This window comes from Streptomyces sp. NPDC088254 (assembly GCF_044740925.1).
Classification (GTDB): domain Bacteria; phylum Actinomycetota; class Actinomycetes; order Streptomycetales; family Streptomycetaceae; genus Streptomyces.
The window spans coordinates 53,232-77,895 of sequence record NZ_JBIURQ010000004.1 but is presented as its reverse complement, the minus strand read 5'-3'; the positions used below and the strand labels follow the sequence as shown (position 1 = coordinate 77,895).

Here is a 24,664-nt window from a genome sequence, read left to right as displayed (position 1 = left end):
ACGTCCGAGCGAGTCGGGTGGGCGGGTGGGCAAAAATCTTCGCAACCGGCGGAGCCAACCGCTGGCACACAGCCCCCCAAGTGCTTTCGTGGTGTCAGGACATTCCGGGATCACCCCTCACGGAGGTGTGCATCATGGCTGACGCCGCTCCGCGGCTCCACGCCCTCGTCGAACAGTTGCTGGCCGCCCCCTTCCGGCTCCGCATCCGCGCCTGGGACGGTTCGCAGGCCGGCCCGCCCGACGCGCCGACCCTCGTCGTACACAACCGCAGAGCCCTGCGCCGTTTCCTGTTCAAGCCGGGCGAACTGGGCCTGGCCCGCGCCTGGGTGGCCGGCGACCTGGAGATCGAGGGCGACCTCTACACCGCCCTCGAACGCATCTCCGGCCCCGTCTGGCAGCGGGACGAGGACGCGAGACCCCTCACCGAGGCCCTGCGCGACCCCCGCTTCCGCGAGGCCGTCCGCGGCCTGTTCGCACTCGCCGGCCCGCCGCTGCCGCCCGCCCCGCCGCCGGAGGAGGTCCGCCGCCCCGGCCACCTCCACACCCGCCGCTCCGACCGCCGCGCCATCAGCCACCACTACGACGTGGGCAACGACTTCTACGAACTCGTCCTCGGCCCGTCCATGGTGTACTCCTGCGCCTACTGGGAGTCCCCCGAACGATCCCCCGAGGCCACGCTCGAGCGGGCCCAGCACGACAAGCTGGAACTCGTCTGCCGCAAGCTCGCCCTGACACCCGGTCAGCGCCTGCTGGACGTCGGCTGCGGCTGGGGCTCGATGGCGATCCACGCGGCGCGCGAGCACGGCGTGCGCGTCGTCGGCGTCACGCTCTCCCGGGAGCAGGCGACCTACGCCCGCAAGCGCGTCGCGGACGCCGGCCTCACCGACGTGGTCGAGATCCGCGTCCAGGACTACCGCGACGTCACCGACGGCCCGTACGACGCGATCTCGTCCATCGGCATGGCCGAGCACGTCGGAGCGGAGAAGTACCTGGAGTACGCGGCCGCCCTGCACACGCTCCTGCGCCCCGGCGGGCGGCTGCTCAACCACCAGATCGCCCGCCGCCCCCAGCAGGACGAGAGCGAATACCGCCTCGACGCGTTCATCGACGCCTACGTCTTCCCCGACGGCGAGCTCTCCCCCGTCGGTACCACGGTCACCCACCTGGAACGCGCCGGCTTCGAGGTCCGTGACGTGGAGTCGATCCGCGAGCACTACGCCCTCACCCTGCGCCGCTGGGTCGCCAACCTGGAGGCGGGATGGTCGCGGGCCACCGCCCTGACCAGCCCAGGCCGGGCCCGCGTCTGGCTCCTCTACATGGCGGCGTCCGCCCTCGCGTTCGAACGCAACCGCATCTCCGTCAACCAGGTCCTGGCCGTCCGCACCCCGGACTCCGGCGCCTCCGGCATGCCCCTGCGCGCCCGCACCTGGAACTGACGCGCGGGGAAACGACGAGGGACCCCGCCGCACACCGCGACGGGGTCCCTCAGGGGCCGCTCACTCCGACTTGATCGCCGCCAGCATGTTCAGCCGCGCCGCCCGCCGCGCCGGCCACAGCGCCGCCAGCACGCCCACCGCGGCGGCCAGCACCAGGAACAGGGCGATCCGGCCCCACGGCAGGACGAGTTCGTACGTCGCCATCCTCGTCCCGAGCAGCTCACCGGCCGCCCAGCCGAAGAACACGCCGAGCCCGATGCCGAGCACCGCGCCGAACAGGGAGATCACCAGGGACTCCAGCCGGACCATCCGCTTGATGCCGGTGCGGTCCAGGCCGATCGCCCGCAGCATGCCGATCTCCTGGGAACGCTCGAACACCGACATGGCCAGGGTGTTGACGACGCCGATGACCGCGACGATCACGGCCATGGCCAACAGGCCGTAGACCATGTTCAGCATCAGCGTGAACATCTTCGCGATCTCGTCGGAGAGGTCCTTCTTGTCCCGGACCTTCACGGCCGGGTTGGAGCCGAGGGCCTTCTCCAGCCGGTCCTTCGCCGCGTCCGTCGCGCCGCCCGAGGTCTTCACGAAGACCTGCATGTCGGCCGGGTCGCTCAGGTGCGGGGAGAGCACGGAGCTGTCGAGGATGATGCCCTGGATCATCTCGTTGCCCTCGTAGACGCCGGCGACGGTCAGCCGCTGCGACTTGCCGTCCTCGTAGTGGGCGGTGAACCCCGAGCCCGCCTTCCAGCCGTGCGCCTTGGCGGTGACGCTGTCGACGACGACCTGCGCGCCGCGGACCGTGAAGGCGCCGCCCTCGACCTTCAGGTCGGTCAGCTCGCCGAACGTGCGCCCGTCGACGCCGGTCAGGTACTCGGTTCCCTCGTCGATCCGGGCGTAGCCGTTGCGCATCGGGCTGGTGGCGGTGACGCCGTCGACGTCCTTCAGCTTCTTCTCGACGTCCGGCGAGAGCTCGTTGCCGTTCGCCATGGACACCACGTAGTCGGCGCGGATCGCCGCCGACGCCATCTTGTCGATCGACTTCTGGAGGCTGCCCGCCATGACCGTCATACCGGTGATGAGGGTGAGGCCGATCATCAGCGCGGAGGCGGTGGCCGCCGTGCGGCGCGGGTTGCGCACCGCGTTCTGCCGGGCCAGCTTGCCCGAGACGCCGAACACGCGCAGGACCGGGGCCGCGGCCGCGACGAGCGGGCGCGACAGCAGCGGAGTCAGGATGAAGACGCCGATGACCAGGAGCATCGCGCCGATGCTCATGGGCGCCTGCCCGTCGGTGCCCTTCATCGTGGTCGCGGCCAGGACGGCGGCGGCGCCCGCGGCGGAGAACAGCGCGCCCAGCGTGTTGCGCAGCACCAGCGACCTTGCGGTGGCCGGGGTGTGCACGCTGCTCATCGCCGCGACCGGCGGGATCTTCGCGGCCCGGCGGCCCGGCAGCCAGGCGGCGAGCATGGTGACGAGGACGCCCACTGCGAAGGCCGTGCCGACGGTGGAGGGGGAGACCACCAGAGGTCCGGCCGGGACGACGGCGCCGAGCGAGCTGATGAGCGAGCGCAGCCCCGCCCCGATGCCGATGCCCGCGACCAGTCCGGTCACGGCGGCGGCCGTTCCCACCACGAACGCCTCGATCAGCACCGAGCGGGTGATCTGCCGCCGGGAGGCGCCGACCGCGCGCATCAGCGCGAGCTCCTTGGTGCGCTGGGCGACCAGCATGGTGAAGGTGTTGGCGATGATGAAGGTGCCGACGAAGAGCGCGATGCCGGCGAAGACCAGCAGGGTCTGCTTGAGGCCGGACATCTGCCGGGAGATCATCTCCGCCTGTTCGGCGGCGAGTCGCTCGCCGGTGGCGGTCTCCGAAAGACCCTTCGGCAGCGCCTTGTCCAGCTCGGCCCGCAGCGCGGCCTGGCTGACTCCGGGCTTCGCCGTCACGTCGATCTCGTGGTAGGCGCCGGGCTTGCCGAACAGCTTCTGCGCGGTGGCGGTGTCGAAGAGGGCGAGGCTGCCGCCGGCCGCGACGTTGCCGTCGTCGGTGGTGAACACGCCGGTGATCCTCGGGGTGAGGACGGGGCCGTTCACCGAGATCCGTACGGTGTCGCCGACCTCGTACCCGGTGCGCTTCGCGGTCGCGGAGTCGATGAGGACTTCGTCCTCGCCCTTCGGTGCGCGCCCCTCCGCGAGCGGGTAGCGCGCGTCCTTCGCGCCCCAGTAGTTCCCGCCTTCCGACTGGAAGCCGCCGCCGGCGAGCTTGCCGTCCTTGCCGGCGAGCGCGGTGAAGCCGCGTACGACGCCGACGGCGGAGGCGGCGCCCGGCACGTGCGCGCTGCGGTCGAGCACCGCGTCGGTGAGGTCGGGGAGTTTGCTGATCCGGTTGCCCTCGTCCTCCGGGACCCTGGGCGTGACGGCGACGTCGACGTGGTCGAAGCCCTTGGCGGAGCTCTTCTGGAGCGCCTCGGAGATGGTGTTGGTGAAGACCAGGGTCCCCGACACGAAGGCCACGCCGAGCATCACGGCGAGCACGGTCATCAGGAGCCGGGCCTTGTGCGCGGAGACATTGCGCAAGGCGGTACGGAACATGGGTTTCTTCAGTCCAGGTGGTCCGGAGGTCGGGAGGCGATCAAGTCGCCCTGGAGCAAGGGGAGCTGACGTTTCGTCAGCTCGTGCGGCCCTTGGTGTCGAACCGCTTCATGCGGTCCAGCACCGACTCCGCGGTCGGCCCGTGGACCTCGTCGACGATCCGGCCGTCCGCGAGGAAGACCACCCGGTCCGCGTAGGCGGCGGCCACCGGGTCGTGGGTCACCATGACCACCGTCTGCTTCAGTTCGCGCACCGAGTTGCGCAGGAAGCCCAGCACCTCGGCGCCGGAGCGCGAGTCGAGGTTTCCGGTCGGCTCGTCACCGAAGATGATCTCCGGCCGGGAGGCCAGGGCGCGGGCCACGGCGACGCGCTGCTGCTGGCCGCCGGAGAGTTGCGAGGGCCGGTGGCCGAGCCGGCCGGACAGGCCCACCATCTCGATCACCGTGTCGAGCCACTGCTTGTCCGGCTTGCGGCCCGCGATGTCCATCGGGAGGGTGATGTTCTCCAGGGCGGTGAGCGTGGGCAGCAGGTTGAACGCCTGGAAGATGAAGCCGATCTTGTCCCGGCGCAGCTTGGTGAGGTGCTTGTCCTTCAGGGAGCCCAGCTCGGTGTCGCCGATGCGCACGGAGCCGGAGGAGAAGGTGTCGAGGCCGGCGACGCAGTGCATGAGCGTCGACTTGCCCGAGCCGGAGGGCCCCATGATCGCGGTGAACTCGGCACGCCGGAAGTCGACGGAGACCCGGTCCAGGGCGACCACCCGGGTCTCGCCCTCCCCGTACGTCTTCGACAGGTCCGTGGCGCGTGCGGCCACGTCGGTGGTCCGGTCGGCGAGGGGGGCAGTGGTCACGGGTGGGGCTCCTGTCGGGACGAGGGTGGTGCCGGGTTACGTGAACCATCGTCCCGGCCGCTTGCCGCCGTGTAGTCACCCGTTGTTCCGGTTCCGAAGGCCGACTCCGGTCGGACCGGAGCACGCCACGTCATACCTGGGGATGACACGCGACCCCGACAGGGGCAAACGTCAAGAACCGGTGGAGCACCCTCGTTCGTACGGTGAAATTCCGTCATTCCGCATGCAGGGCCGATGCTTGCAGGGGACGCTACTGGCAAGTGCGGATGGACAGTTCACGGGACTGATGCACCCTCAGACGTCAATAAAATAAGACAACATCGGTTCGCTGGGCCGGTGTTCGAGGGGCGCGTCCCGATAGGGTCGGAGCTTCAGCGCGGAGCCCATGGCCTGCCCGGATGGTGGAATGCAGACACGGCGAGCTTAAACCTCGCTGCCCCTCGCGGGCGTACCGGTTCAAGTCCGGTTCCGGGCATCTCCGACGCCTGCCGACACGTCCGTGTCGTTGCATCCTCCATGGAGGCCTTGACCGCCTCACCCGCCGACGGGCCGTCCGCGCGCACAACCGTTGACACCGGCTGACCACGCGCCCAGACTCGCGTTCAGCATAAGTGAAGAAAACTTCACTGTGCGAACCGCGCGTGAACCATGAAGCGCGTGAACACCGACCGCCGTGGCGGCGACGCCCCGTCGAAGGGAACGCCCGATGCGCACCACCGTCGGCATCATCGGCGCCGGCCCCGCCGGTCTGCTTCTCGCCCGCCTCCTGCACGTCGCCGGCATCGACTCCGTCGTCCTGGAGAGCCGCGACCGCGCCTACGTCGAGCAGCGCCAGCGCGCCGGGATCCTGGAGCAGGGCACGACGGAGGTGCTGCGCGCGGCCGGCGCCGGCGAGCGCATGGACCGGGAGGGGCTGCGCCACGACGGCATCGAGCTGCGGTTCGCCCGGCGGCGCCACCGGGTGGAGTTCCCCGCCCTCACCGGCGGCCGGTCGGTGACCGTCTACGCGCAGACCGAGGTGTGCAAGGACCTCATCGCCCTCCAGTCGAAGGAGGGCGGCCCGCTGCTCTTCGAGGCGGAGGCGCTCGCCGTCGAGGACGCCGGCACCGACCGCCCCCGCGTCCCCTTCCGGCACGAGGGTCGCGAGGACGTCCTCGTCTGCGACTACGTCGTCGGCTGCGACGGCTTCCGGGGCGTCTCCCGCCGGGCCGTCCCCGCCGGAACGGGCCGCGTCTTCGAACGCACGTACCCCTTCGGCTGGCTCGGCGTCCTCGCCGACGTGCCGCCCTTCCATGACGAGCTGGTGTACGCCCGCCACGACCGCGGCTTCGCCCTGCTGTCCATGCGCTCCCCCGTCGTCTCACGCCTCTACCTCCAGGTGCCGCGGGACACCGACGCCCGGCCCTGGAGCGACGACGCGATCTGGGCGGAGCTGGAGCGCCGCTTCGCCACCGACGACGACTGGCGGCTGGAGCGCGGGCCCATCACCCAGAAGTCGGTCACCCCCATGCGCTCCTTCGTCCACGAGCCCATGCGGCACGGCCGTCTCTTCCTCGCCGGCGACGCCGCCCACATCGTGCCGCCGACCGGCGCCAAGGGCCTGAACCTGGCCGTCGGCGACGTCGTCACCTTCGCGCGCGCCCTGGCCCACCGCCGGCTCACCGGTTCGGCGGAACTGCTCGACGCGTACTCCGCCACCTGTCTGCGCCGCGTCTGGCAGGCCGAGCGTTTCTCCCACGACATGACGACCCTCCTCCACCGCGCCCCCGGCGGCGACCCCTTCGACGACCGCCTCCAGCTCGCCCGCCTGGAACGCCTCGCCTCCTCGCGCGCCGCCGAGACCGACCTCGCCGAGGCGTACACCGGCTTCCCGTTCGAGTGACGCCGGCAGCCGGACGCGGGCCACGCGTGTGCGTGCGTGATCTCCGACCGGTTCCGGACGTGTACCGGAACGGTCATGAATGACGCCGGGCGATGCCGGGAATCAGGCGGGGACATAGCGTGTTGCGCAGCACGACGAGGGAAAGATCCTCCCCAAGCAGTAGGGTCAATCCTTTGCCTACCTATTACTCTTGAGCCAAGGCCACGCTGTGTGGCCATGGAGGAGTGAAATGAGGAGCAACAACCCGGTCTTCTCGCGACGGGGGTTCAGCCGCGACAACGGCTACGCGGGCTTCAACGCCGCGCCGCAGGCCGGGGGTCCCGCTGGCGGTACGCAGCAGGGCAATCCTTACGCCCAGCCGGCCGGCAACCCGTACGCGCAGAACCCTTACGCCCAGCAGGACGCGCAGTACGGCGCCCCGCAGACCCCGGTCACCGCCCGCGGCGTGATGACCATGGACGACGTGGTCGCGCGCACCGCCATGACCCTCGGCACGGTGGTCGTCACCGCCGTCCTGTCGTGGCTGCTGCTGCCGGTCGACGAGGCCAACCTCGGCAAGTCGTACGCCATCGGCGTCGGCGCCGGCCTGGTGGCGATGGTGCTGGCGCTGGTCCAGTCCTTCAAGCGCCGTCCCACGCCCGCGCTGATCCTGTCGTACGCCGCCTTCGAGGGCGTCTTCCTCGGCGTGATCTCCAGCGCGGTGTCCACGTACATCGCGGACGGCGTCGTCGCCCAGGCGGTCCTCGGCACCATGGCGGTCTTCGCCGGCGTGCTGGTGGCCTACAAGGCGGGCTGGATCCGCGTCAACCGCCGCTTCTACGGCTTCGTGATGGCGGCCGCGCTCGGCTTCGTGCTGCTGATGGCCGTGAACATGCTGTTCGCCGTCTTCGGCGGCGGTGACGGTCTCGGCTTCCGCAGCGGCGCCCTCGGCATCGTCTTCGGCGTCATCGGCATCATCCTCGGCGCCTGCTTCCTCGCCCTCGACTTCAAGCAGGTCGAGGACGGCGTCGCCTACGGCGCCCCGCGCGAGGAGGCCTGGCTCGCGGCCTTCGGTCTCACGCTGACGCTGGTGTGGATCTACATGGAGTTCCTGCGGCTGCTGTCCATCCTGAACAGCGACTGACGCACTCACCCCGAGAACGCATGAGGCGCCCGGCCGGAGATTCTCCGGCCGGGCGCCTCGCGTCAGGTGAGAGGCCGCTCTCAGAGCAGCTTGCGCGCCGCCCTCCTCAGGTCGTACTCATGGATGATCGCCTTGGCGTGGCCGTACGAGAGGTTGTGCTCGTAGCGCAGCCAGCTGACCTTCTCCTCGAAGCGGAGAGCGGGGCCTTCGTCGACGGTGCGCAACCAGTCGGCGACTTCACGACCGGTGCAGTGGGGGATGCGGGCTAGCAGGTTGCGATGGGTCTCCTCGGAGAAGACTTGGGACATCGGCGCCTCCGGTACGCATGGGTGTAAGCCGGTCCTACAGGTCACCGTGCCTGAGCGTTCGCCGGTTGGCAACAGTCCGGGCACAGCGCTGTACGCTCACCGCGTGGTTGATACGACGCCTTTGATCCGTGCGGTGGATCACTTTGCCGATCGTTTGCGGGCGGCGCCGCAGTCCCGGCTCCAGCGGGGCGCCGCCGCGGAGGCGCTGGCGCTGGCCAGGGAGTTGGCCCGCTGGACGCAACGCGTGGAGGAACCCGGCACACCGCCCCGTGAGATGCCCGACGCCGGCATGTTCGCCGCTGCCGACCAGATCACCGTCGCGGGCCACGACCTGGCCGTCGCGCTGACGGACGCCGACGACATCGCGGAGGCGGTCCGGCTGGTGGAGGAGGCCCAGAAGCGGGCCGGCGTCTGAGGAGGGGTCGGTCAGAGGCTCGCTATGACCCGGTCCGCCAGGATGTAGATGCTCTCCCCGCCGCAGGCGAAGGTCAGCGTGTACGCGCCGGAGATGCCGGAGCCGCCCAGGAGGTACGGGGTCTCGCCGGCCGCGAGGGCCGTGGAGAGTCGGTCCGCCGTCTCACGGTGGCCCGGGGTCATGCACAGCGTGGTGCCGTCGGCGAAGACGTACACGTCGAGGGTGCCCAGCGGGCCCGGGCGGACGTCGGTCAGCTCGGTGCGGGAGGCGGCCAGGTCCTCCAGTGCCGCGACCGTGCGCTCGTGGTCGTCGACGACCGGCGACTGCACCGGGACGAAATCCGGGTGGGAGGGGTGACGGCGGCGGGCCGCGGCCAGCTCGGCCGACTCCCCGGCGAACTCGTCGTTCTCCCCGTTCGGCTCGCTCACCGGCTCCAGGTGCTCCAGACCCACCAGGTCCGCCTGCCGGGGCAGGAACAGCTCGCTGTCGGGCAGGCCCAGCAGGGAGGGCGCGTCGGAGGCGTCACGGGCCTCCTGCGCGGCCCAGAACGCGCGCGCCTCGGCCAGCTCCCGCTCCCGCTCCTCCGCGAGCGCCTCGGCGACCGCGGCACGTATCCCGTCCGTGTCCGCCGTGGTCCGGGCGGCCGGTACGAGACCCTGCGTCCCGGCGGTGCTCCGGCCGTTCCCGGCGAGCTGGACGTGCAGGGCCGCGACCTCCCGGCGCAGTTGCAAGAGGGTGCGCAGGACGGCGACACCCACGGCGCCCGTGGCGGCCGTGGTGACCAGCAAGGCGATCGGCAAGGCGCTCACTGACGTACTCCCGGTTTCAAGTCGACCCCCGACTTCCTACATCAGCTTGAAGGGCGGACTATCCAGCTGTCAGTGCGTAACGTCACGAAACGGACAGGACTTTGGCCCGGCGCTCGTGGGTGAATCTGCTCTGAGCTGCGTAAATCCCTACGGCGAGGGAGATAGGTCACATCCTGGGGGAGATTGGATCACAGAACGGCCCGGAATCCAGGGGTTTCCCGGACTCCGGGCCATCGGCTCACGGTGGGTGCTTTTGCGGCTACCCAGAGGTCGTCACGGTCCTCAGCTGAGGCGCTCGATGACCATCGCCATGCCCTGGCCGCCGCCGACGCACATCGTCTCCAGGCCGAACTGCTTGTCGTGGAACTGCAGGGAGTTGATGAGCGTGCCGGTGATGCGGGCGCCCGTCATGCCGAAGGGGTGGCCGACGGCGATGGCGCCGCCGTTGACGTTCAGCTTGTCCAGGTCGATGCCGAGCTCCCGGTAGGAGGGGATCACCTGGGCGGCGAACGCCTCGTTGATCTCGACCAGGTCGATGTCGTCGATGGTGAGACCGGCGCGGCGCAGGGCCTGCTGGGACGCCTCGACCGGGCCGAGGCCCATGATCTCGGGGGAGAGGCCGGAGACACCGGTCGACACGATGCGGGCGAGCGGGGTGAGGCCCAGCTCGCGGGCCTTGGTGTCGCTCATGACGACGACCGCGGCGGCGCCGTCGTTGAGGGGGCAGCAGTTGCCGGCGGTGACCAGGCCGTCGGGGCGGAACACCGGCTTCAGGCCCTGGACGCCTTCGAGGGTGACGCCGGCGCGCGGACCGTCGTCCTGGCTGACGACCGTGCCGTCGGGCAGCGTCACCGGGGTGATCTCGCGCGCCCAGAAGCCGTTCTTGATGCCTTGCTCGGCGAGGTTCTGGGAGCGGACGCCGAACTCGTCCATGTCCTGGCGGGTGACGCCCTTGACTCGGGCGAGGTTCTCCGCGGTCTGGCCCATCGCGATGTACGGGTCGGGCAGCAGGCCGTCCTCGCGCGGGTCGTGCCAGGAGGTGCCCTCCTGCTGCGCGGTCGCCTCCGTGCGGGCCTCGGCCTCGGCGAAGAGGGGGTTGTGGGTGCCCGGCATGTCGGAGGTGCCGTTGGCGTAGCTGGAGACCATCTCGACGCCGGCCGAGATGAAGACGTCGCCCTCGCCGGCCTTGATGGCGTGCAGGGCCATGCGGCTGGTCTGCAGCGAGGAGGAACAGTAGCGGGTGATCGTGCAGCCGGGCAGGTGGTCCATGCCCATCTGCACGGCGACGATCCGGCCCAGGTTGTGGCCCTGCTGGCCGCCGGGGAGGCCGCAGCCGAGCATCAGGTCGTCGATGTCCCTCGGGTCCAGCTCCGGGATCTTGGCGAGCGCCGCCTGGATGATCGTGGCGGTGAGGTCGTCCGGGCGCAGGTCCTTGAGGGAGCCCTTGACGGCGCGGCCGATGGGGGAGCGGGCGGTCGAGACGATGACGGCTTCGGGCATCACGGCTCCATTGGCATGCGGGGATTCTTCGTACCGGTTGGCTGGTTGGGAAGTTACCGGTACGTATGGCCTGGGTCACGGGGATGCCGGTGTGACCCTGACCGCAATTTACTAAGCGCTTGCTTTTCACGCCCCTGCCGCCTCTGCCCTCCCCCACTCTCGGCTTCGCTCGAGCGGGGGGACCCCCATCGTCCCCGGGGGCTGTGCCCCGGCCCCCGCATCAGCCCTGAACGGGCCTCGTCCTCAAACGCCGGACGGGCTGGAGGCGCGGGCCCGCCGGCCGGGTCGGCCCCGCCTTTCTCCCGAGCGAGTCGGGTGGTGGGTGGGCATAGGCCGGGGGGCTGGGGGCGGAGCCCCCAGGGGGTGGCAGGGCCGGGCCCTCAGGGGTGCCGTCACGGGGACGGGGTGGCTGGGGTGGGTTCCGGTTCGGGGACCCTGCGGCGACGGCGTCGCTTCAACAGGGCCCACGGCCCCCGCGGACCCGTCGGCATCGCCGCCGTCACCTCGGTGCCGGCCTCCGCCGCAGCCTCCGCCGCGGCCCGGGCCACCGGCAGGAAACCCTCGCGGCGGAAGGCGTCCGGCCGCTCCTCCTCCGCCGGCCACAGCCCCAGCGCCGCACAGACCGTCGGCAGCACCGCCATCGCCGCCGTGGCGTACCCCTCCGCCGAGGGGTGGTAGTGGTCCGGCCCGAACAACTCCCGCGGGTTCGCCTCGAACTCCGGCCCCAGCAGGTCGCCCAGCGACACCGTGCGCCCGCCCTGCTCGATCACGCCGATCGTCTGGGCCGCCGCCAGCTGACGGGAGGCGCGCCGGGCCAGCCAGCGCAGGGGCTGCCCGACCGGCTCGATCGTGCCCAGGTCAGGACAGGTGCCGACGACCACCTCCGCACCGGCGGTGCGCAGCCGCCGTACCGCCGCGGACAGGTGCCGTACCGAACGGGTGGGCGGCATGCGCTGGGTGACGTCGTTCGCGCCGATCATGATCACGCACACGTCGGGCACCCGGCCCGCGTTGCCGAGGACCGCCGCGACCTGCCGGTCGAGATCGTCGGACTGGGCGCCGGGCAGCGCCACGTTCCGCAGCTTCACCGGCCGCTCCGCCACCGCCGCCAGCCCCGACGCCAGCAGCGCCCCCGGAGTCTGCCCCGCCCGGTGGACGCCCTGGCCCGCCGCCGTGGAGTCGCCGAGCAGCGTCAGCCGCAGCGCCTCCTCGCCGGGGACCGCGTACGCCCTGCCGTACAGACCGTCCGCGTGCGGAACACGCGGATGCGCCCCGTTTCCGTTCACGTGGCGTCGCGCCAACTGCGCCTCCGCCAGCAGCAGCCCGACCACCGCCGCGCCGGCCAGACCGATCCCGCCTCCGCCGTAGGCCGCGCCGGCCGCGATGCGCCGGGCCACCCTTGCCCTGGACATGCTCGTCATGCCTCGACGCCACCTCCTCGTGTCCGTACACCCACTCCTTGCCCCGTACGGACCGTCGGCCAATCTCGACGGTGAGTGAACGTGCGGGGCACGCCTTAGGCTGGCGGGACCACTTCGACACAGTCTTTGCAAGCAACCGGAGACAACGGTGCATTTCCACGACTCGATGATCAGCCTCGTCGGCAACACCCCGCTGGTCAGGCTCAACAACGTCACCAAGGGCATCCAGGCCACCGTCCTGGCCAAGGTGGAGTACTTCAACCCCGGCGGCTCCGTGAAGGACCGCATCGCGCTGCGCATGATCGAGGCGGCCGAGCAGAGCGGAGAGCTCAAGCCCGGGGGGACCATCGTCGAGCCGACCAGCGGCAACACCGGCGTGGGGCTGGCCATCGTGGCCCAGCAGAAGGGGTACAAGTGCATCTTCGTGTGCCCCGACAAGGTGAGCACCGACAAGATCAACGTACTGCGCGCGTACGGCGCCGACGTCGTCGTCTGCCCCACCGCCGTCGACCCCGAGCACCCGGACTCGTACTACAACGTCTCCGACCGGCTGGTGCGCGAGACGCCGGGCGCGTGGAAGCCCGACCAGTACTCCAACGCCAACAACCCGCTCTCCCACTACCACTCCACCGGCCCGGAGCTGTGGGAGCAGACCGAGGGGCGGATCACCCACTTCGTGGCCGGCGTCGGCACGGGCGGCACCATCTCCGGTACCGGCCGCTACCTGAAGGAAGCCAGCGACGGCAAGGTCAAGGTCGTCGGCGCTGACCCCGAGGGCTCCGTCTACTCGGGCGGCTCCGGGCGGCCGTACCTCGTCGAGGGCGTCGGCGAGGACTTCTGGCCGACCGCCTACGACCGGACCGTCGCCGACGAGATCGTGCCCGTGTCCGACAAGGACTCCTTCCAGATGACGCGCCGTCTGGCCAAGGAGGAGGGGCTGCTCGTCGGCGGTTCCTGCGGCATGGCCGTCGTCGCCGCGCTCCGGGTCGCCGAACGGCTCGGTCCCGACGACGTGGTCGTCGTCCTGCTGCCCGACAGCGGCCGCGGCTACCTGAGCAAGATCTTCAACGACGAGTGGATGGCGGACTACGGCTTCCTCGAGGACGAGGGCCCCAGCGCCCGCGTCGCCGACGTCCTCAACGACAAGGTGCACGGCGCCATGCCCTCCCTCGTGCACATGCACCCCGACGAGACGGTCGGCCAGGCCATCGAGGTGCTGCGCGAGTACGGCGTCTCGCAGATGCCCGTCGTCAAGCCCGGCGCCGGCCACCCGGACGTCATGGCCGCCGAGGTCGTCGGCTCGGTCGTCGAACGCGAGCTGTTGGACGCCCTGTTCAGCAAGAAGGCCTCGCTCGAGGACCCGCTGGAGAAGCACATGTCGGCCCCGCTGCCGCAGGTCGGCTCCGGTGAGCCGGTCGGCGACCTGATGTCCGTGCTGGGCTCGGCGGACGCGGCGATCGTCCTCGTGGAGGGCAAGCCCACCGGCGTCGTCAGCCGTCAGGACCTGCTGGCCTTCCTGGCCAAGGGCGGCAAGTGACGGCGATCGTCCGGTGAACCGCCGCTGCCGCGGCGGACGTTCGCGTTCATTCGCCGAACCGGCGGACTTCGCGGAAGTGGTACGAGCGTGTCACGTCCGCGCAGCACCCGCTTAACACGCGTCCGGCACATTGGTGGGTGTCGGCAGGGCGGCGGAGGTACTTCCCAGGCGTAGAGCCCCGGGAAGGCTCCCGGCCCCGGCCGGCACCCGAACGGCGTCAAGGACCTCCGGAGCGGCTCCCGGACCTCCATGGACGCCGCGGACGCGGGGGCCCGGCCCGACCCGGCCCGCGTCCCTCGCGGGGACCGCCGTCGTCCCGCCCCCCGGTACGGGGGTGCGGCGGTCCCCGCGCACACCTCTCACGAGCCTGCGGCTCGCTCAGTCCTCCCAGCCGCCCTCGCGCGACCTGCCGCGCAGGCGCCCCCCGAACAGGTTCGGATCGGCGCGGGCGGCCTGGACCACGTTGACGCCCACGATGCCCGCCCAGGTGACGATCAGGCCCGGCAGGTCGGCGTGGGCCGTGCCGATCGCCGACAGCGGGATCGCCAGCACCAGCGAGACGATGCCGAAGCCGAAACGCTCACCCCAGGAGTCCCGCTCCTCGGCCGCCCGACCGCCCCGGGCCGTCGCCACCTGCTGCTCCGCGAACTGACGGCGCACCCGGCGCTCGACCGCGCCGTCGATCCGCAGGTCCACCTTCTCCAGGAACGAGTCCAGCGCCGACTCGTACTCCTCGCCCAGCTCCCTGCGCGCCTTGAGGGCGGCGTCGAGCTCCTTCTTCAGCTCGGTGTCCTGTGCGTCCATGCTGGTCTCCCGTCCCGTCATGCTTCAACGCTAGGAACGGGCCGGGCCGGTGGCACTGGGGCTGTCCCCCGTCTTCGCCCGAAGCGGGCGGGAGCACCGGCGTCCCGTCGCCTTGCCTGGCTGTATAGCGTCATGCAGAGTTCTGGGTGAGTGAATAGACGACCGGGTGCGGAGGGGGAGCGGGATGGGCGAGGGCGGCGGCGCGGACCGGGGGACGGGAGGCGGTGCGGTGGAGAGTCCCGCCGGGCGGCTCCAGGCGCTGTTCGAGGGGCACCGGCTGACCCCGACGCAGCGGCGCATCGCGCACAGCATGGTGCGGCGCGCCGCCGACGTGCCGTTCCTGTCCAGCGTCGAGCTGGCCGAGCTGGCCGGGGTCAGCCAGCCCTCCGTCACCCGCTTCGCGGTCGCCCTCGGCTTCGACGGCTACCCCGCCCTGCGCAGGCACCTGCGCGAGGTCGCGCCCGCCGAACAGCCCGCGGGCGGCGTCCCGTACAACGAGTACCAGCAGGCGGTCGAGGCCGAGATCGAGAACCTGCGGCACCTCGCGCAGGTGCTCGCCGACCCGAGGCCGGTGGAGCGGGCAGGGCGGCTCCTCGCCGCCTCACGGCCGCTGCCGGTGCTCGGCCTGCGCGCCGCCGCCGCCCAGGCCCACGGCTTCGCCTATTTCGCCGCCAAGGTCCATCCGGACGTACGGCTGCTGCACGAGGGCGGCACCATGCTGCACGACCGGGTCGACGCGGCCGTACACGCGGGCGCCACCGCTCTGCTCTGCTTCGCGCTGCCACGCCACCCCCGCGAGGTCGTCGACGCCCTCGCCTACGCCAAGGAGGCGGGGCTGACCGTGGTGACGGTCGCCGACTCCGCCTTCGCGCCCGTCGCCAAGGTCTCCGACCTGCTGCTGCCGGCCGCCGTCGGCACCGGCCTCGCCTTCGACACGGCGTGCGCGCCGATGCTGCTCGGGCGGGTGCTGCTGGAGGCGATGTGCGACGGCCTGCCGGAGGCCCAGGCCCGGCTGGAGGAGTTCGACGCCAGGGCGGCGGCGCGAGGGCTGTTCGTGGACTGACGGCATCGCCGGGCCGTCCTGGAATGACGAACCGGTGCCGCCGTTCTCATCCCCGTCTCACGTTCCCTCGCTACCGTGCTCGACCAGCGTCATGCGTACGGGAGTTGTCGAGGCGACGAGGAGGCGGGACGTGACACGCGGGGATCACAGAGCTCAGGGTCTGGCTCGGGTGGCCGTCGTCGTACGGGCGGGGGCCGGCCCGCTGTGGTGGGCCGGTGTGATCGCGGCCGGGGTCGGCGTCCTGCCGCCCGGCGTCACAGGCCGGCGGATCGGGATGCTGGCCGGGGCGGCGCTGTTCTTCGTCGCCGCGGCGGTGGCGGCGCTGACGCGGCGCGGGCGGTACGCGGAACTCGCGCGCGGCGCGGTCCGCGCGGGCCGGCACGACGTCCTCCAGGACCGCGCGGTGACCGCACGGGTGTGGCGCCGCGGGCACCGCTGGTGGCTGCTGCTCGCCTTCGCCGCCGCGCTGGGCAGCGCGTTCGCCGTGCCCGCCGCCGGCGGTCTGCTGCTCGCCGGGTGCGGTGCGGGGCTCCGGCTGAAGGCCGCCTGGCTCGGGCGACGGGAGCGGGCCGGGGACGTGCTGCTGTGGGTGCGGGTCGACCGGCTCTCCGCGAACGGCGGCCGTCCCGCCGGCAAGGCGGTCGAGGTCTACCGCAGCACGGGCATCGCGGCGGGCGACGCGGCCCCCGGTGGAGCCCGCCGCCGCACCACGGCACTCGTGTAGGCGCTGTGCGCTGCTCAGACCTCCAGCTCCTCCTCGATCTTGCGGAGTTGGTGGCGGGCCATCGCCAGGTTGGCCCGCTTGGCGTCCAGCACCAGGTAGAGGAAGAGACCGTTGCCGCCGCGACCGCTGATCAGCCGGATCAGGTGGTACTGGTCGGACAGCGTGATCAGGATGTCCTCGATCTGCGCCTTCAGACCGAGGTGCTCCATGGTGCGCATCTTGGCGCGCACCACGTCGGTGTTGCCCGCGGCGGCCACATTGAGGTCGAAGGTCTTCCCGCCGCCCATGGTGCCCAGCGCCATGCCGCTGGTGTAGTCGACGAGTGCGACGCCGTTGGCGCCCTCGATGGTGGCCAGGGCTTCCTTCAGCGCGGTTTCGGTGTTGGCCATGGCTGGATCTCCTCGTTGTCCGTGATCTGTGGGTTCTGCCTGTGCTGGCTGTGCGGGCCGGGGTCACCGGGCGGTCGGCCCGGCCGGCCGGTGGTCTGGCGGCGCGGGTTACGGCTCCGAGGGGGCGCCGCCGTCCCCGTCGGAGCGGGGGGTCCGGCGTCGACCAGCTCCCCGATGCGGACGCCGGCCCGGCGGGCCTCCAGGTGCAGCCGGCCGACGTTGACGCGGTCCTGCGCGAGCACCGTCAGCACGGCGCTCTTGCCCGCCGCGTAGGTGGCGACGTAGCCGTACACCCCGCGTACGAGCAGCTCGCGGAAGTCGCCCTGCCCGGTCGCGTCGGCCATCCGCACCGCCACCCCGAGGGCCGTGGCGGTGAGTGCGGCCACGCTCTCGGCCTCCACGCCCGGTGTGTCCTGGGCCAGGACGAGCCCGTCCACGCCCGCCGCGAGCGCCCCGGTCAGCTGGGGCACCCGGGCCCGCAGCCGCCGCAGCTCGGCGCGGATGTCGGGCTCCGCCGCCATCAGCTCGCTCCTCTCGGCGCGCGGTCGCTGCCGTTCAAAGGGCCTCCAGCGCATCCCTGAGCCTCTTCAGCAACGTGATGTCGGGGTCGTTGACGCGCGGCAGGGCCAGGCCCGGCGCGGGGAGCGGGACGGGCGGCGGGAACTGGGCGGTGAGCAGCCCCGCCGCCGCCAGCCGGCGGACGTCCACCAGCGTCGCGAAGGCCTGCCGGCCCAACTCGCGGGCGATGTCCGACGCGGTGCGCGCCCCGTCCACCAGTGCCAGCACCGCGCGCTGCCGGGCGGTGAGCCCCGGTGCGGCGACGGGCTCGGCCGGCAGCAGCGGCGCGCTGTCCGGCAGCGGGTCGGGCCACAGCCGGTCCAGCAGCTCGCGGCGGCGCAGCGTCTCCCGCTCCACCGCGGCCACCGGCACCGGCCGCAGGACGCCGAACCAGTTCCCGGGGCCGTAGCGGAAGCGGCCCGGTGTGCTGCTCGGGGCGAGGGCGAAGTACGCCGCGTCGAACAGCGCTCCCAGATGGCACAGTTCCAGCGCGCCCCGGCCGATCAGGCCGGCCTCCAGCAGCAGCCCGGCGGCGCCCCGCTCCTCGTCGGCGTGTTCCACCGCATCCCGCCAGACGCCGGGATCGAGCGTGCCGTGGGTCAGCAGCAGCACCTCCAGACCGGGGGAGTGGGAGCTCTCGGCGTGCACCACCCAGCCGTCGGCGAGGTAGATCGCACCGCGCTCGCGCTCCAGGACGCCGGTGGCGCGCTCGGCCGCGAGCCGGCTGAGCATCGGGGAGACACCGCCGGTGTGGTCGCGGGCCGCCGCTCTGTCCCGCACCGGCAGCCGGGGCGGCGGGGTGGTGTCCACGACCGTCATCCCAGCACCAGCCGTCCGGCCATCTCGCCCAGCCGGATCCGGGCCAGGGCGAGATTGCCGTCCGGCCGGGCCAGCCACACGTGCAGGAACACACTGCTGTCGAAGGACGTCGGCACGAACCGCAGGACGTGATAGCTGTCCCGGTTGCTGATGATCAGGTCCTCCACCGGGGGGTCGGCGTCCGCGTCCGTCTCCGGGCTGAACGCCCGTTGTTCGGCCGTGAGCCGTGCGACCTCCGCGGCCTCGGCGGCCGCCGCCTCGTGGTCGCCGCCCGGGAACTCCCCGACCGCGCCCAGGGCCAGCCCGCTGGTCCAGTCGACCAGTGCGGCCCCCCGGGCTCCGGGCAGGCGCATGGCCTCCAGGAGACACTCGTCGATTCCGGGCACCGTTGGCTCCCCTCCCGCCTGCGGTTCGGCTGAGTGAGGAAGAAGCTACGCAACGTGTCCGCGTGAGGGGAGTGTTCTGGCATTTTCCAGCGGAACATGCGCCCCGGTGACTAGTGTGGGTCGACTGGCCCCGATTTCTCCCCGCCCGTTCAACACCGCGCCCGGGGCGTGCGCCAAGGGGGGTGCGGGGGTGCGGTGGGTGGTGAGTGGTGGCGCCGCGTGCCCCCTGTTTCCGTGCGCCCCGGTCTCGGCGCTACCCGTTTCCCGTCTCCCGGCTCCGTGCTCCCCGGCTCCTTCCTGCCCGGTCCGGGGACTCCGTCATGCCACCGGTGTGTTGACTAGCCCTATTCAGACGTCCAGGATGTGAATAGACACAGCAACACTCCGCCGGGACCATCCCATCAGCAAGGAGGCAGACCATGTCAGGACCCCGCCCCGTACGAGCGCCCCGCGGTACGGAACTGAGCGCCCTGGGATGGCAGCAGGAAGCCGCCCTGCGGATGCTCCAGAACAACCTCGACCCCGAGGTCGCCGAGCACCCCGACAAGCTCGTCGTCTACGGCGGCACCGGCAAGGCGGCCCGCGACTGGCGCTCCTTCGACGCGATGGTCCGCACGCTCAGGACGCTCAAGCAGGACGAGACCATGCTCGTCCAGTCCGGCCGCCCCGTCGGCGTCATGCAGACCCACGAGTGGGCCCCGCGCGTCCTCATCGCCAACTCCAACCTCGTCGGCGACTGGGCCAACTGGGAGGAGTTCCGCCGCCTGGAGCAGCTCGGGCTGACCATGTACGGCCAGATGACCGCCGGTTCCTGGATCTACATCGGCACCCAGGGCATCCTCCAGGGCACCTACGAGACCTTCGCCGCCGTCGCCGCCAAGAAGTTCGGCGGGACCCTGGCCGGCACCATCACCCTGACCGCCGGTCTCGGCGGCATGGGCGGCGCCCAGCCGCTCGCCGTCACGATGAACGACGGTGTGGCGATCTGCATCGATTGCGACCCGCGCGCCATCGAGCGCCGCATCGAGCACCGCTACCTCGACGTGAAGGCCGACTCCCTCGACCACGCTCTCAAGCTGGCGACCGAGGCGCGCGACGCCCGCCGCCCGCTGTCCATCGGCGTCCTCGGCAACGCCGCCGAACTGGTCCCGCAGCTCCTCGCCATGGGCGCCCCGATCGACATCGTCACCGACCAGACCTCCGCCCACGACCCGCTGGCCTACCTGCCCACCGGGATCGCCTTCGAGGACATGGCCGACGCCGCCGCCAAGGACGCGGCCGGCTTCACCGCCCGCGCGCGGGAGTCGATGGCACGGCACGTCGAGGCGATGGTCGGCTTCCAGGACGCCGGCGCCGAGGTCTTCGACTACGGCAACTCCATCCGCGGCGAGGCACAACTCGCCGGGTACGAGCGGGCGTTCGCCTTCCCCGGTTTCGTCCCCGCCTACATCCGCCCCCTGTTCTGCGAGGGCAAGGGCCCCTTCCGCTGGGCGGCCCTGTCCGGCGAGGCCTCCGACATCGCCAAGACCGACAAGGCGATCCTCGACCTCTTCCCGGAGAACGAGTCCCTGGCCCGCTGGATCAAGCTCGCCGGTGAGCGCGTGCACTTCCAGGGGCTGCCCGCCCGTATCTGCTGGCTCGGCTACGGCGAGCGCGACAAGGCCGGCGAGCGGTTCAACGACATGGTCGCGAGCGGTGAGCTGGCGGCGCCGCTGGCGATCGGCCGCGACCACCTCGACTGCGGGTCCGTCGCCTCCCCCTACCGCGAGACCGAGGCCATGCTCGACGGCTCCGACGCGATCGCCGACTGGCCGCTGCTGAACGCCATGGTGAACGTCGCCTCCGGCGCCTCCTGGGTCTCCCTCCACCACGGCGGCGGCGTCGGCATGGGCCGGTCCGTCCACGCGGGGCAGGTCTCCGTGGCCGACGGCACGAAGCTCGCCGGCGAGAAGATCCGGCGCGTGCTGACCAACGACCCCGGGGTGGGCGTCATCCGGCATGTCGACGCCGGGTACGACATCGCGGAGTCGGTCGCCGACGAGCGGGGCGTGCGGGTTCCGATGCGTGAAGGTGATCCCTCGTGACGGAGCGCGGCGACTCCCCGTCAGAAGCACGGCTCCCGTCTCCGGACGCGGGCACCGGCGCCTCCTTCCAGGACATGTGGCGGGAGCTGGCCGCCGTCGGGCGACACCCCGCGTCCGGCGGCTACCGGCGTTACGCCTGGACCGGTGCCGACGCGGAATGCCGGGCCTGGTTCCGGGCGCAGGCCGAGGCGCGCGGGCTGACGTACGAGCTCGACCGCAACGGCAACCAGTGGGCCTGGCTCGGTGACCCCGCCGCCGGCGACGCCGTCGTCACCGGGTCGCACCTCGACTCCGTGCCCGACGGCGGCGCCTTCGACGGCCCCCTGGGCGTCGTGTCCTCCTTCGCCGCGCTCGACGAACTGCGCGGCCGGAACGCCCGGTTGGACAAGCCCCTCGCCATCGTCAACTTCGTCGACGAGGAGGGCGCCCGCTTCGGCCTGGCCTGCGTCGGCTCCCGGCTCGCCGCGGGGCACCTCAGCGTCGAGCAGGCCCACCGGCTGACCGACGGCGACGGCGTCACGCTCCCGCGCGCCATGGAGGCGGCCGGTTACGACCCCGACGCCATCGGACCGGACCCGGAGCGGCTCGCCCGCATCGGCGCGTTCGTCGAACTCCACGTCGAGCAGGGCCGCGCCCTCGACCTCAGCGGCGACCCGGTCGGCATCGCCGGCGCCATCTGGCCGCACGGACGCTGGCGCTTCGACTTCCGCGGCGAGGCCAACCACGCCGGCACCACCCGGCTGACGGACCGGCGCGACCCGATGCTTCCGTACGCCGAGACCGTGCTCGCCGCCCGGCGCGAGGCGCGGCTCGCCGGAGCCGTCGCCACCTTCGGCAAGATCGCCGTGGAGCCCAACGGCGTCAACGCCATCCCCTCTCTGGTGCGCGGCTGGCTCGACTCCCGCGCCGCCGACCGGACGAGCCTGGACCAGGTGCTCGCCGGCGTCGAGAAGGCGGCCCGGGAGCACGCCGCCGCCCACGGCGTCGACCTCGACGTCGTCCGGGAGTCGTTCACGCCCGTCGTCGAGTTCGACCACGCCCTGCGCGACGAACTCGCCCGCATCCTCGGCGAGAAGGCGGAGCCCGACCTCAAGGTGCCCGTCCTCGGCACCGGCGCGGGACACGACGCCGGGATCCTCTCGGGGAGCGTCCCGACCGCCATGCTGTTCGTGCGCAACCCCACGGGCGTCTCGCATTCCCCGGCCGAGTTCGCCGCCGAGGACGACTGCGTGGCCGGGGTGCGCGCACTCGCCGACGTACTGGAAGGGCTGGCCCACACGTGACCCCCGCACAGCCGACCCCCGGACAGCCGGCAAAGACGTACTGGCTCGAGCACGCCTGGCTCGACGCGCGCGTCGAGCCAGGCGTCGCCCTCCAGACGCGGGACGGACGGATCACCGCCGTCCGCACCGACACCCCCGCCCCGCCGCCCGGCGCGGAGATCCTGCGCGGCCTCACCCTGCCCGGCCTGGCCAACGCCCACAGCCACGCCTTCCACCGCGCCCTGCGCGGCACCGTCCAGGTCGGCTCCGGCACCTTCTGGACCTGGCGCGAGGTCATGTACACCGTGGCCGACCGGCTCACCCCGGAGACCTATCACCGCCTGGCCCGCGCGGTGTACGCCGAGATGGCCCTCGCCGGCATCACCGCCGTCGGCGAGTTCCACTACGTCCACCACGCCCCCGGCGGCACCCCCTACGCCGACCCGAACGCGATGGGCGAGGCCCTCATCGAGGCCGCCGCCGACGCCGGCATCCGCATCACCCTCCTCGACACCGTCTACCTCTCCTCCGGCTTCGGACAGCCTCCCAACGCCCACCAGCTCCGCTTCCGCGACGGCAGCGCGGACGCCTGGGCCGAACGCTGTTCACTTCTCAAGGAACGGGATCACGCACGGATCGGTGCGGCCGTCCACTCCGTACGGGCCGTGCCCGCCGACCAGCTGGCGACCGTGGCCCGGTGGGCCGAGGAGCGAGAGGCTCCGCTGCACGTGCACCTGTCCGAGCAGACCGCCGAGAACGACGCCTGCCGTGAGGCCCACGGGTGCACACCGACCCAGCTCCTCGCCGAGCACGGCGTCCTCGGCCCGCGCACCACCGGTGTCCACAACACCCACCTCACCGACGAGGACATCGCCCTCCTCGGCCGCACCGGCACCGGCACCTGCATGTGCCCGACCACCGAACGGGACCTCGCCGACGGCATCGGCCCGGCCGCCGCCCTGCAGAAGGCGGGCTCGCCGCTCTCCCTCGGCTCCGACAGCCACGCCGTGATCGACCTGCTCGAAGAGGCCCGCGCGATGGAGCTGAACGAGCGCCTCCGCACCCGCACCCGGGGCCACTGGACCGCCGCCGCCCTGCTGCGCGCCGCCTCAGCCGACGGTCACGCGGCCCTGGGCCGCGACGACGCGGGCACGCTGGAGGCGGGCGCGGCGGCCGACTTCACGACGATCGCCCTCGACTCGGTCAGGACGGCAGGGCCGCTTCCGCGACTCGGGGCCGAGACGGCCGTATTCGCCGCGTCGGCAGCGGATGTGACGCACACGGTCGTGGCGGGGCGGCACATCGTGCGCGACGGGGTGCACCGTCTTGTGCCGGATGTGCCGCGGGCCCTCGCGGACGCCGTCGCAGCCCTGCGCGGATGACGCCCCGCCGACCGCTCCCGCGCTCCGCTTCCGCCCCCGACCCCCATCCCACCGCCGACCAGGCCAGCAAGGACGCCATGAGCAACGCGACGACCGTCAGCCCCGCCCACTCCGCGAGCACCGCGAGCACGCTCATCACCAACATCGCCGCCCTGGTCACCAACGACCCCTCCCTGAGTGACAGTTCTCCCCTCGGACTGATCCAGGACGCGGCCGTCGTCATCGAAGGCGACCGTGTCGTGTGGACCGGTGAATCAAGCAAAGCACCCGCCACTGACAATCGGGTCGACGCCGGCGGGCGGGCGGTGATCCCCGGCTTCGTGGACTCCCACTCCCACCTCGTCTTCGCGGGCGACCGCACCGAGGAGTTCAACGCCCGCATGTCCGGCCGTCCCTACACGGCCGGCGGCATCCGCACCACCGTCGCCGCCACCCGCGCCGCGACCGACGCGGAACTGGAGGCGAACCTCACCCGCCATCTCGCCGAGGCGCTCCGCCAGGGCACGACGACCTTCGAGACGAAGTCGGGCTACGGCCTGACCGTCGAGGACGAGGCCCGCGCCCTGCGCCTCGCCGCCCGCCACACCGACGAGGTCACCTACCTCGGCGCCCACGTCGTCTCCCCGGAGCACGCCGACGACCCGGCCGCCTACGTCGCCCTCGTCACCGGCGAGATGCTCGACGCGTGCGCCCCGCACGCCCGCTGGATCGACGTGTTCTGCGAGAAGGGGGCCTTCGACGGCGACCAGGCCCGCGCGATCCTCACCGCCGGCAAGGCCAGGGGACTGCACCCCCGCGTCCACGCCAACCAGCTCACCCACGGCCCCGGCGTGCAGCTCGCCGTGGAGGTCGACGCGGCCAGCGCCGACCACTGCACCCATCTGACCGACGCCGACGTGGACGCGCTCGCCGCCGGCGACACCGTCGCCACACTCCTGCCCGGCGCCGAGTTCTCCACCCGCGCCGCCTGGCCGGACGCCCGCCGCCTCCTGGACGCCGGCGTCACCGTGGCCCTCTCCACGGACTGCAACCCGGGCTCGTCGTTCACGTCGTCCGTACCCTTCTGCATCGCGCTCGCCGTGCGGGACATGCGGATGACCCCGGACGAGGCCCTCTGGTCGGCCACGGCCGGCGGTGCGGCGGCGCTGCGCCGCACGGACGTGGGCCGCCTCACGCCCGGCGCCTACGCCGACCTCGTCCTCCTCGACGCCCCCAGCCACGTCCACCTGGCCTACCGCCCGGGGGTGCCGCTGGCCTCCCAGGTCTGGCGCCGAGGCGCCCGCGTGTCCTGACCCGACTCGCCGGCCGCCCGCCTCGTCCTCCGGG

General features: G+C 72.2%; 22 protein-coding genes and 1 tRNA gene. 12 read left to right on the top strand and 11 right to left on the bottom strand.

Annotated elements, in window-relative coordinates:
- Nucleotides 1–134: 134 nt before the first annotated feature.
- Complete coding sequence (locus ACIOC0_RS13295; protein WP_402155141.1) at nt 135–1,436, top strand: class I SAM-dependent methyltransferase; 1,302 nt, start codon at nt 135–137, stop codon at nt 1,434–1,436.
- A 60-nt stretch (nt 1,437–1,496) separates the two neighbouring features.
- Here the strand turns inward: ACIOC0_RS13295 and ACIOC0_RS13290 are convergent, their stop codons facing one another.
- Together ACIOC0_RS13290 and ACIOC0_RS13285 are read right to left on the bottom strand one after the other, a co-directional pair.
- Nucleotides 1,497–4,025, bottom strand: a complete 2,529-nt coding sequence (locus ACIOC0_RS13290; protein ID WP_402155140.1) for an ABC transporter permease — start codon at nt 4,023–4,025, stop codon at nt 1,497–1,499.
- Nucleotides 4,026–4,101: 76 nt separating this feature from the next.
- Complete coding sequence (locus ACIOC0_RS13285) at nt 4,102–4,872, bottom strand: ABC transporter ATP-binding protein (RefSeq protein ID WP_352247752.1); 771 nt, start codon at nt 4,870–4,872, stop codon at nt 4,102–4,104.
- Nucleotides 4,873–5,264: 392 nt separating this feature from the next.
- Here ACIOC0_RS13285 and ACIOC0_RS13280 point away from each other — a divergent pair.
- The 3 genes from ACIOC0_RS13280 (at nt 5,265) to ACIOC0_RS13270 (ending at nt 7,877) form a co-directional block, all read left to right on the top strand.
- Nucleotides 5,265–5,347 (top strand) — tRNA-Leu (locus tag ACIOC0_RS13280).
- 231 nt (nt 5,348–5,578) lie between these two features.
- Nucleotides 5,579–6,754: a 4-hydroxybenzoate 3-monooxygenase gene (locus tag ACIOC0_RS13275; RefSeq protein WP_402155139.1), complete on the top strand. Its 1,176-nt coding sequence runs from the start codon at nt 5,579–5,581 to the stop codon at nt 6,752–6,754.
- Between the two features lie 229 nt (nt 6,755–6,983).
- Entirely contained in the window at nt 6,984–7,877 is an 894-nt protein-coding gene (locus ACIOC0_RS13270; protein ID WP_351098351.1) for a Bax inhibitor-1/YccA family protein, read from the top strand.
- 80 nt (nt 7,878–7,957) lie between these two features.
- On the opposite strand, the gene ACIOC0_RS13265 is transcribed toward ACIOC0_RS13270, so the two are convergent.
- Nucleotides 7,958–8,185 (bottom strand): DUF4287 domain-containing protein, encoded by a 228-nt coding sequence (locus ACIOC0_RS13265; RefSeq protein WP_130442465.1) that lies wholly within the window; start codon nt 8,183–8,185, stop codon nt 7,958–7,960.
- 133 nt (nt 8,186–8,318) lie between these two features.
- Between ACIOC0_RS13265 and ACIOC0_RS13260 the strand changes: the two genes are divergently transcribed.
- Nucleotides 8,319–8,600 (top strand): hypothetical protein, encoded by a 282-nt coding sequence (locus ACIOC0_RS13260; protein ID WP_402155138.1) that lies wholly within the window; start codon nt 8,319–8,321, stop codon nt 8,598–8,600.
- An 11-nt stretch (nt 8,601–8,611) separates the two neighbouring features.
- Here ACIOC0_RS13260 and ACIOC0_RS13255 read toward each other — a convergent pair whose 3' ends face one another.
- The 3 genes from ACIOC0_RS13255 to ACIOC0_RS13245 form a co-directional block, all read right to left on the bottom strand.
- A complete protein-coding gene (locus ACIOC0_RS13255; RefSeq protein WP_402155502.1) occupies nt 8,612–9,400 on the bottom strand; it encodes a hypothetical protein in 789 nt (262 codons plus the stop codon).
- Between the two features lie 291 nt (nt 9,401–9,691).
- Nucleotides 9,692–10,909: an acetyl-CoA C-acetyltransferase gene (locus ACIOC0_RS13250; RefSeq protein WP_402155137.1), complete on the bottom strand. Its 1,218-nt coding sequence runs from the start codon at nt 10,907–10,909 to the stop codon at nt 9,692–9,694.
- A 392-nt stretch (nt 10,910–11,301) separates the two neighbouring features.
- Entirely contained in the window at nt 11,302–12,330 is a 1,029-nt protein-coding gene (locus tag ACIOC0_RS13245; RefSeq protein ID WP_130442472.1) for an SGNH/GDSL hydrolase family protein, read from the bottom strand.
- Between the two features lie 148 nt (nt 12,331–12,478).
- Between ACIOC0_RS13245 and ACIOC0_RS13240 the strand changes: the two genes are divergently transcribed.
- Entirely contained in the window at nt 12,479–13,867 is a 1,389-nt protein-coding gene (locus ACIOC0_RS13240; protein WP_402155135.1) for a cystathionine beta-synthase, read from the top strand.
- Between the two features lie 378 nt (nt 13,868–14,245).
- On the opposite strand, the gene ACIOC0_RS13235 is transcribed toward ACIOC0_RS13240, so the two are convergent.
- A complete protein-coding gene (locus tag ACIOC0_RS13235; protein WP_402155501.1) occupies nt 14,246–14,671 on the bottom strand; it encodes a hypothetical protein in 426 nt (141 codons plus the stop codon).
- A 184-nt stretch (nt 14,672–14,855) separates the two neighbouring features.
- On the opposite strand from ACIOC0_RS13235, the gene ACIOC0_RS13230 reads away from it, so the two are divergent.
- Entirely contained in the window at nt 14,856–15,734 is an 879-nt protein-coding gene (locus ACIOC0_RS13230) for a MurR/RpiR family transcriptional regulator (RefSeq protein WP_402155134.1), read from the top strand.
- A gap of 130 nt (nt 15,735–15,864) precedes the next feature.
- On the top strand, nt 15,865–16,458 hold the full coding sequence (locus tag ACIOC0_RS13225) for a hypothetical protein (RefSeq protein ID WP_402155133.1): 594 nt from the start codon (nt 15,865–15,867) through the stop codon (nt 16,456–16,458).
- A gap of 14 nt (nt 16,459–16,472) precedes the next feature.
- On the opposite strand, the gene ACIOC0_RS13220 is transcribed toward ACIOC0_RS13225, so the two are convergent.
- Genes ACIOC0_RS13220 through ACIOC0_RS13205 form a run of 4 tightly spaced genes read right to left on the bottom strand, consistent with a single transcriptional unit; the run spans nt 16,473 to nt 18,610 of the window.
- Nucleotides 16,473–16,847, bottom strand: coding sequence for a hypothetical protein (locus ACIOC0_RS13220; RefSeq protein ID WP_130442478.1), 375 nt, complete (start codon nt 16,845–16,847; stop codon nt 16,473–16,475).
- Complete coding sequence (locus ACIOC0_RS13215; protein WP_402155132.1) at nt 16,823–17,368, bottom strand: roadblock/LC7 domain-containing protein; 546 nt, start codon at nt 17,366–17,368, stop codon at nt 16,823–16,825. Before ACIOC0_RS13215 ends, ACIOC0_RS13220 begins: the two co-directional genes overlap by 25 nt.
- Nucleotides 17,369–17,402: 34 nt before the next feature.
- Nucleotides 17,403–18,224, bottom strand: coding sequence for a transcriptional regulator (locus ACIOC0_RS13210; RefSeq protein WP_402155131.1), 822 nt, complete (start codon nt 18,222–18,224; stop codon nt 17,403–17,405).
- Nucleotides 18,221–18,610, bottom strand: coding sequence for a hypothetical protein (locus ACIOC0_RS13205; RefSeq protein ID WP_402155129.1), 390 nt, complete (start codon nt 18,608–18,610; stop codon nt 18,221–18,223). The genes ACIOC0_RS13210 and ACIOC0_RS13205 overlap by 4 nt, the downstream gene beginning before the upstream one ends.
- Nucleotides 18,611–19,029: 419 nt before the next feature.
- On the opposite strand from ACIOC0_RS13205, the gene hutU reads away from it, so the two are divergent.
- From hutU to hutI, 4 genes are all read left to right on the top strand, one after another.
- Nucleotides 19,030–20,694 (top strand): urocanate hydratase, encoded by a 1,665-nt coding sequence (gene hutU / locus ACIOC0_RS13200; RefSeq protein ID WP_402155128.1) that lies wholly within the window; start codon nt 19,030–19,032, stop codon nt 20,692–20,694.
- A 74-nt stretch (nt 20,695–20,768) separates the two neighbouring features.
- Nucleotides 20,769–21,977 carry an allantoate amidohydrolase gene (locus ACIOC0_RS13195; protein WP_402155500.1) on the top strand — a complete coding sequence of 403 codons (1,209 nt, stop codon included), beginning with the start codon at nt 20,769–20,771 and terminating at the stop codon, nt 21,975–21,977.
- Nucleotides 21,974–23,338 carry a formimidoylglutamate deiminase gene (locus tag ACIOC0_RS13190; RefSeq protein ID WP_402155127.1) on the top strand — a complete coding sequence of 455 codons (1,365 nt, stop codon included), beginning with the start codon at nt 21,974–21,976 and terminating at the stop codon, nt 23,336–23,338. Before ACIOC0_RS13195 ends, ACIOC0_RS13190 begins: the two co-directional genes overlap by 4 nt.
- On the top strand, nt 23,335–24,630 hold the full coding sequence (gene hutI, locus ACIOC0_RS13185) for an imidazolonepropionase (protein ID WP_402155126.1): 1,296 nt from the start codon (nt 23,335–23,337) through the stop codon (nt 24,628–24,630). Before ACIOC0_RS13190 ends, hutI begins: the two co-directional genes overlap by 4 nt.
- Nucleotides 24,631–24,664 lie beyond the last annotated feature (34 nt).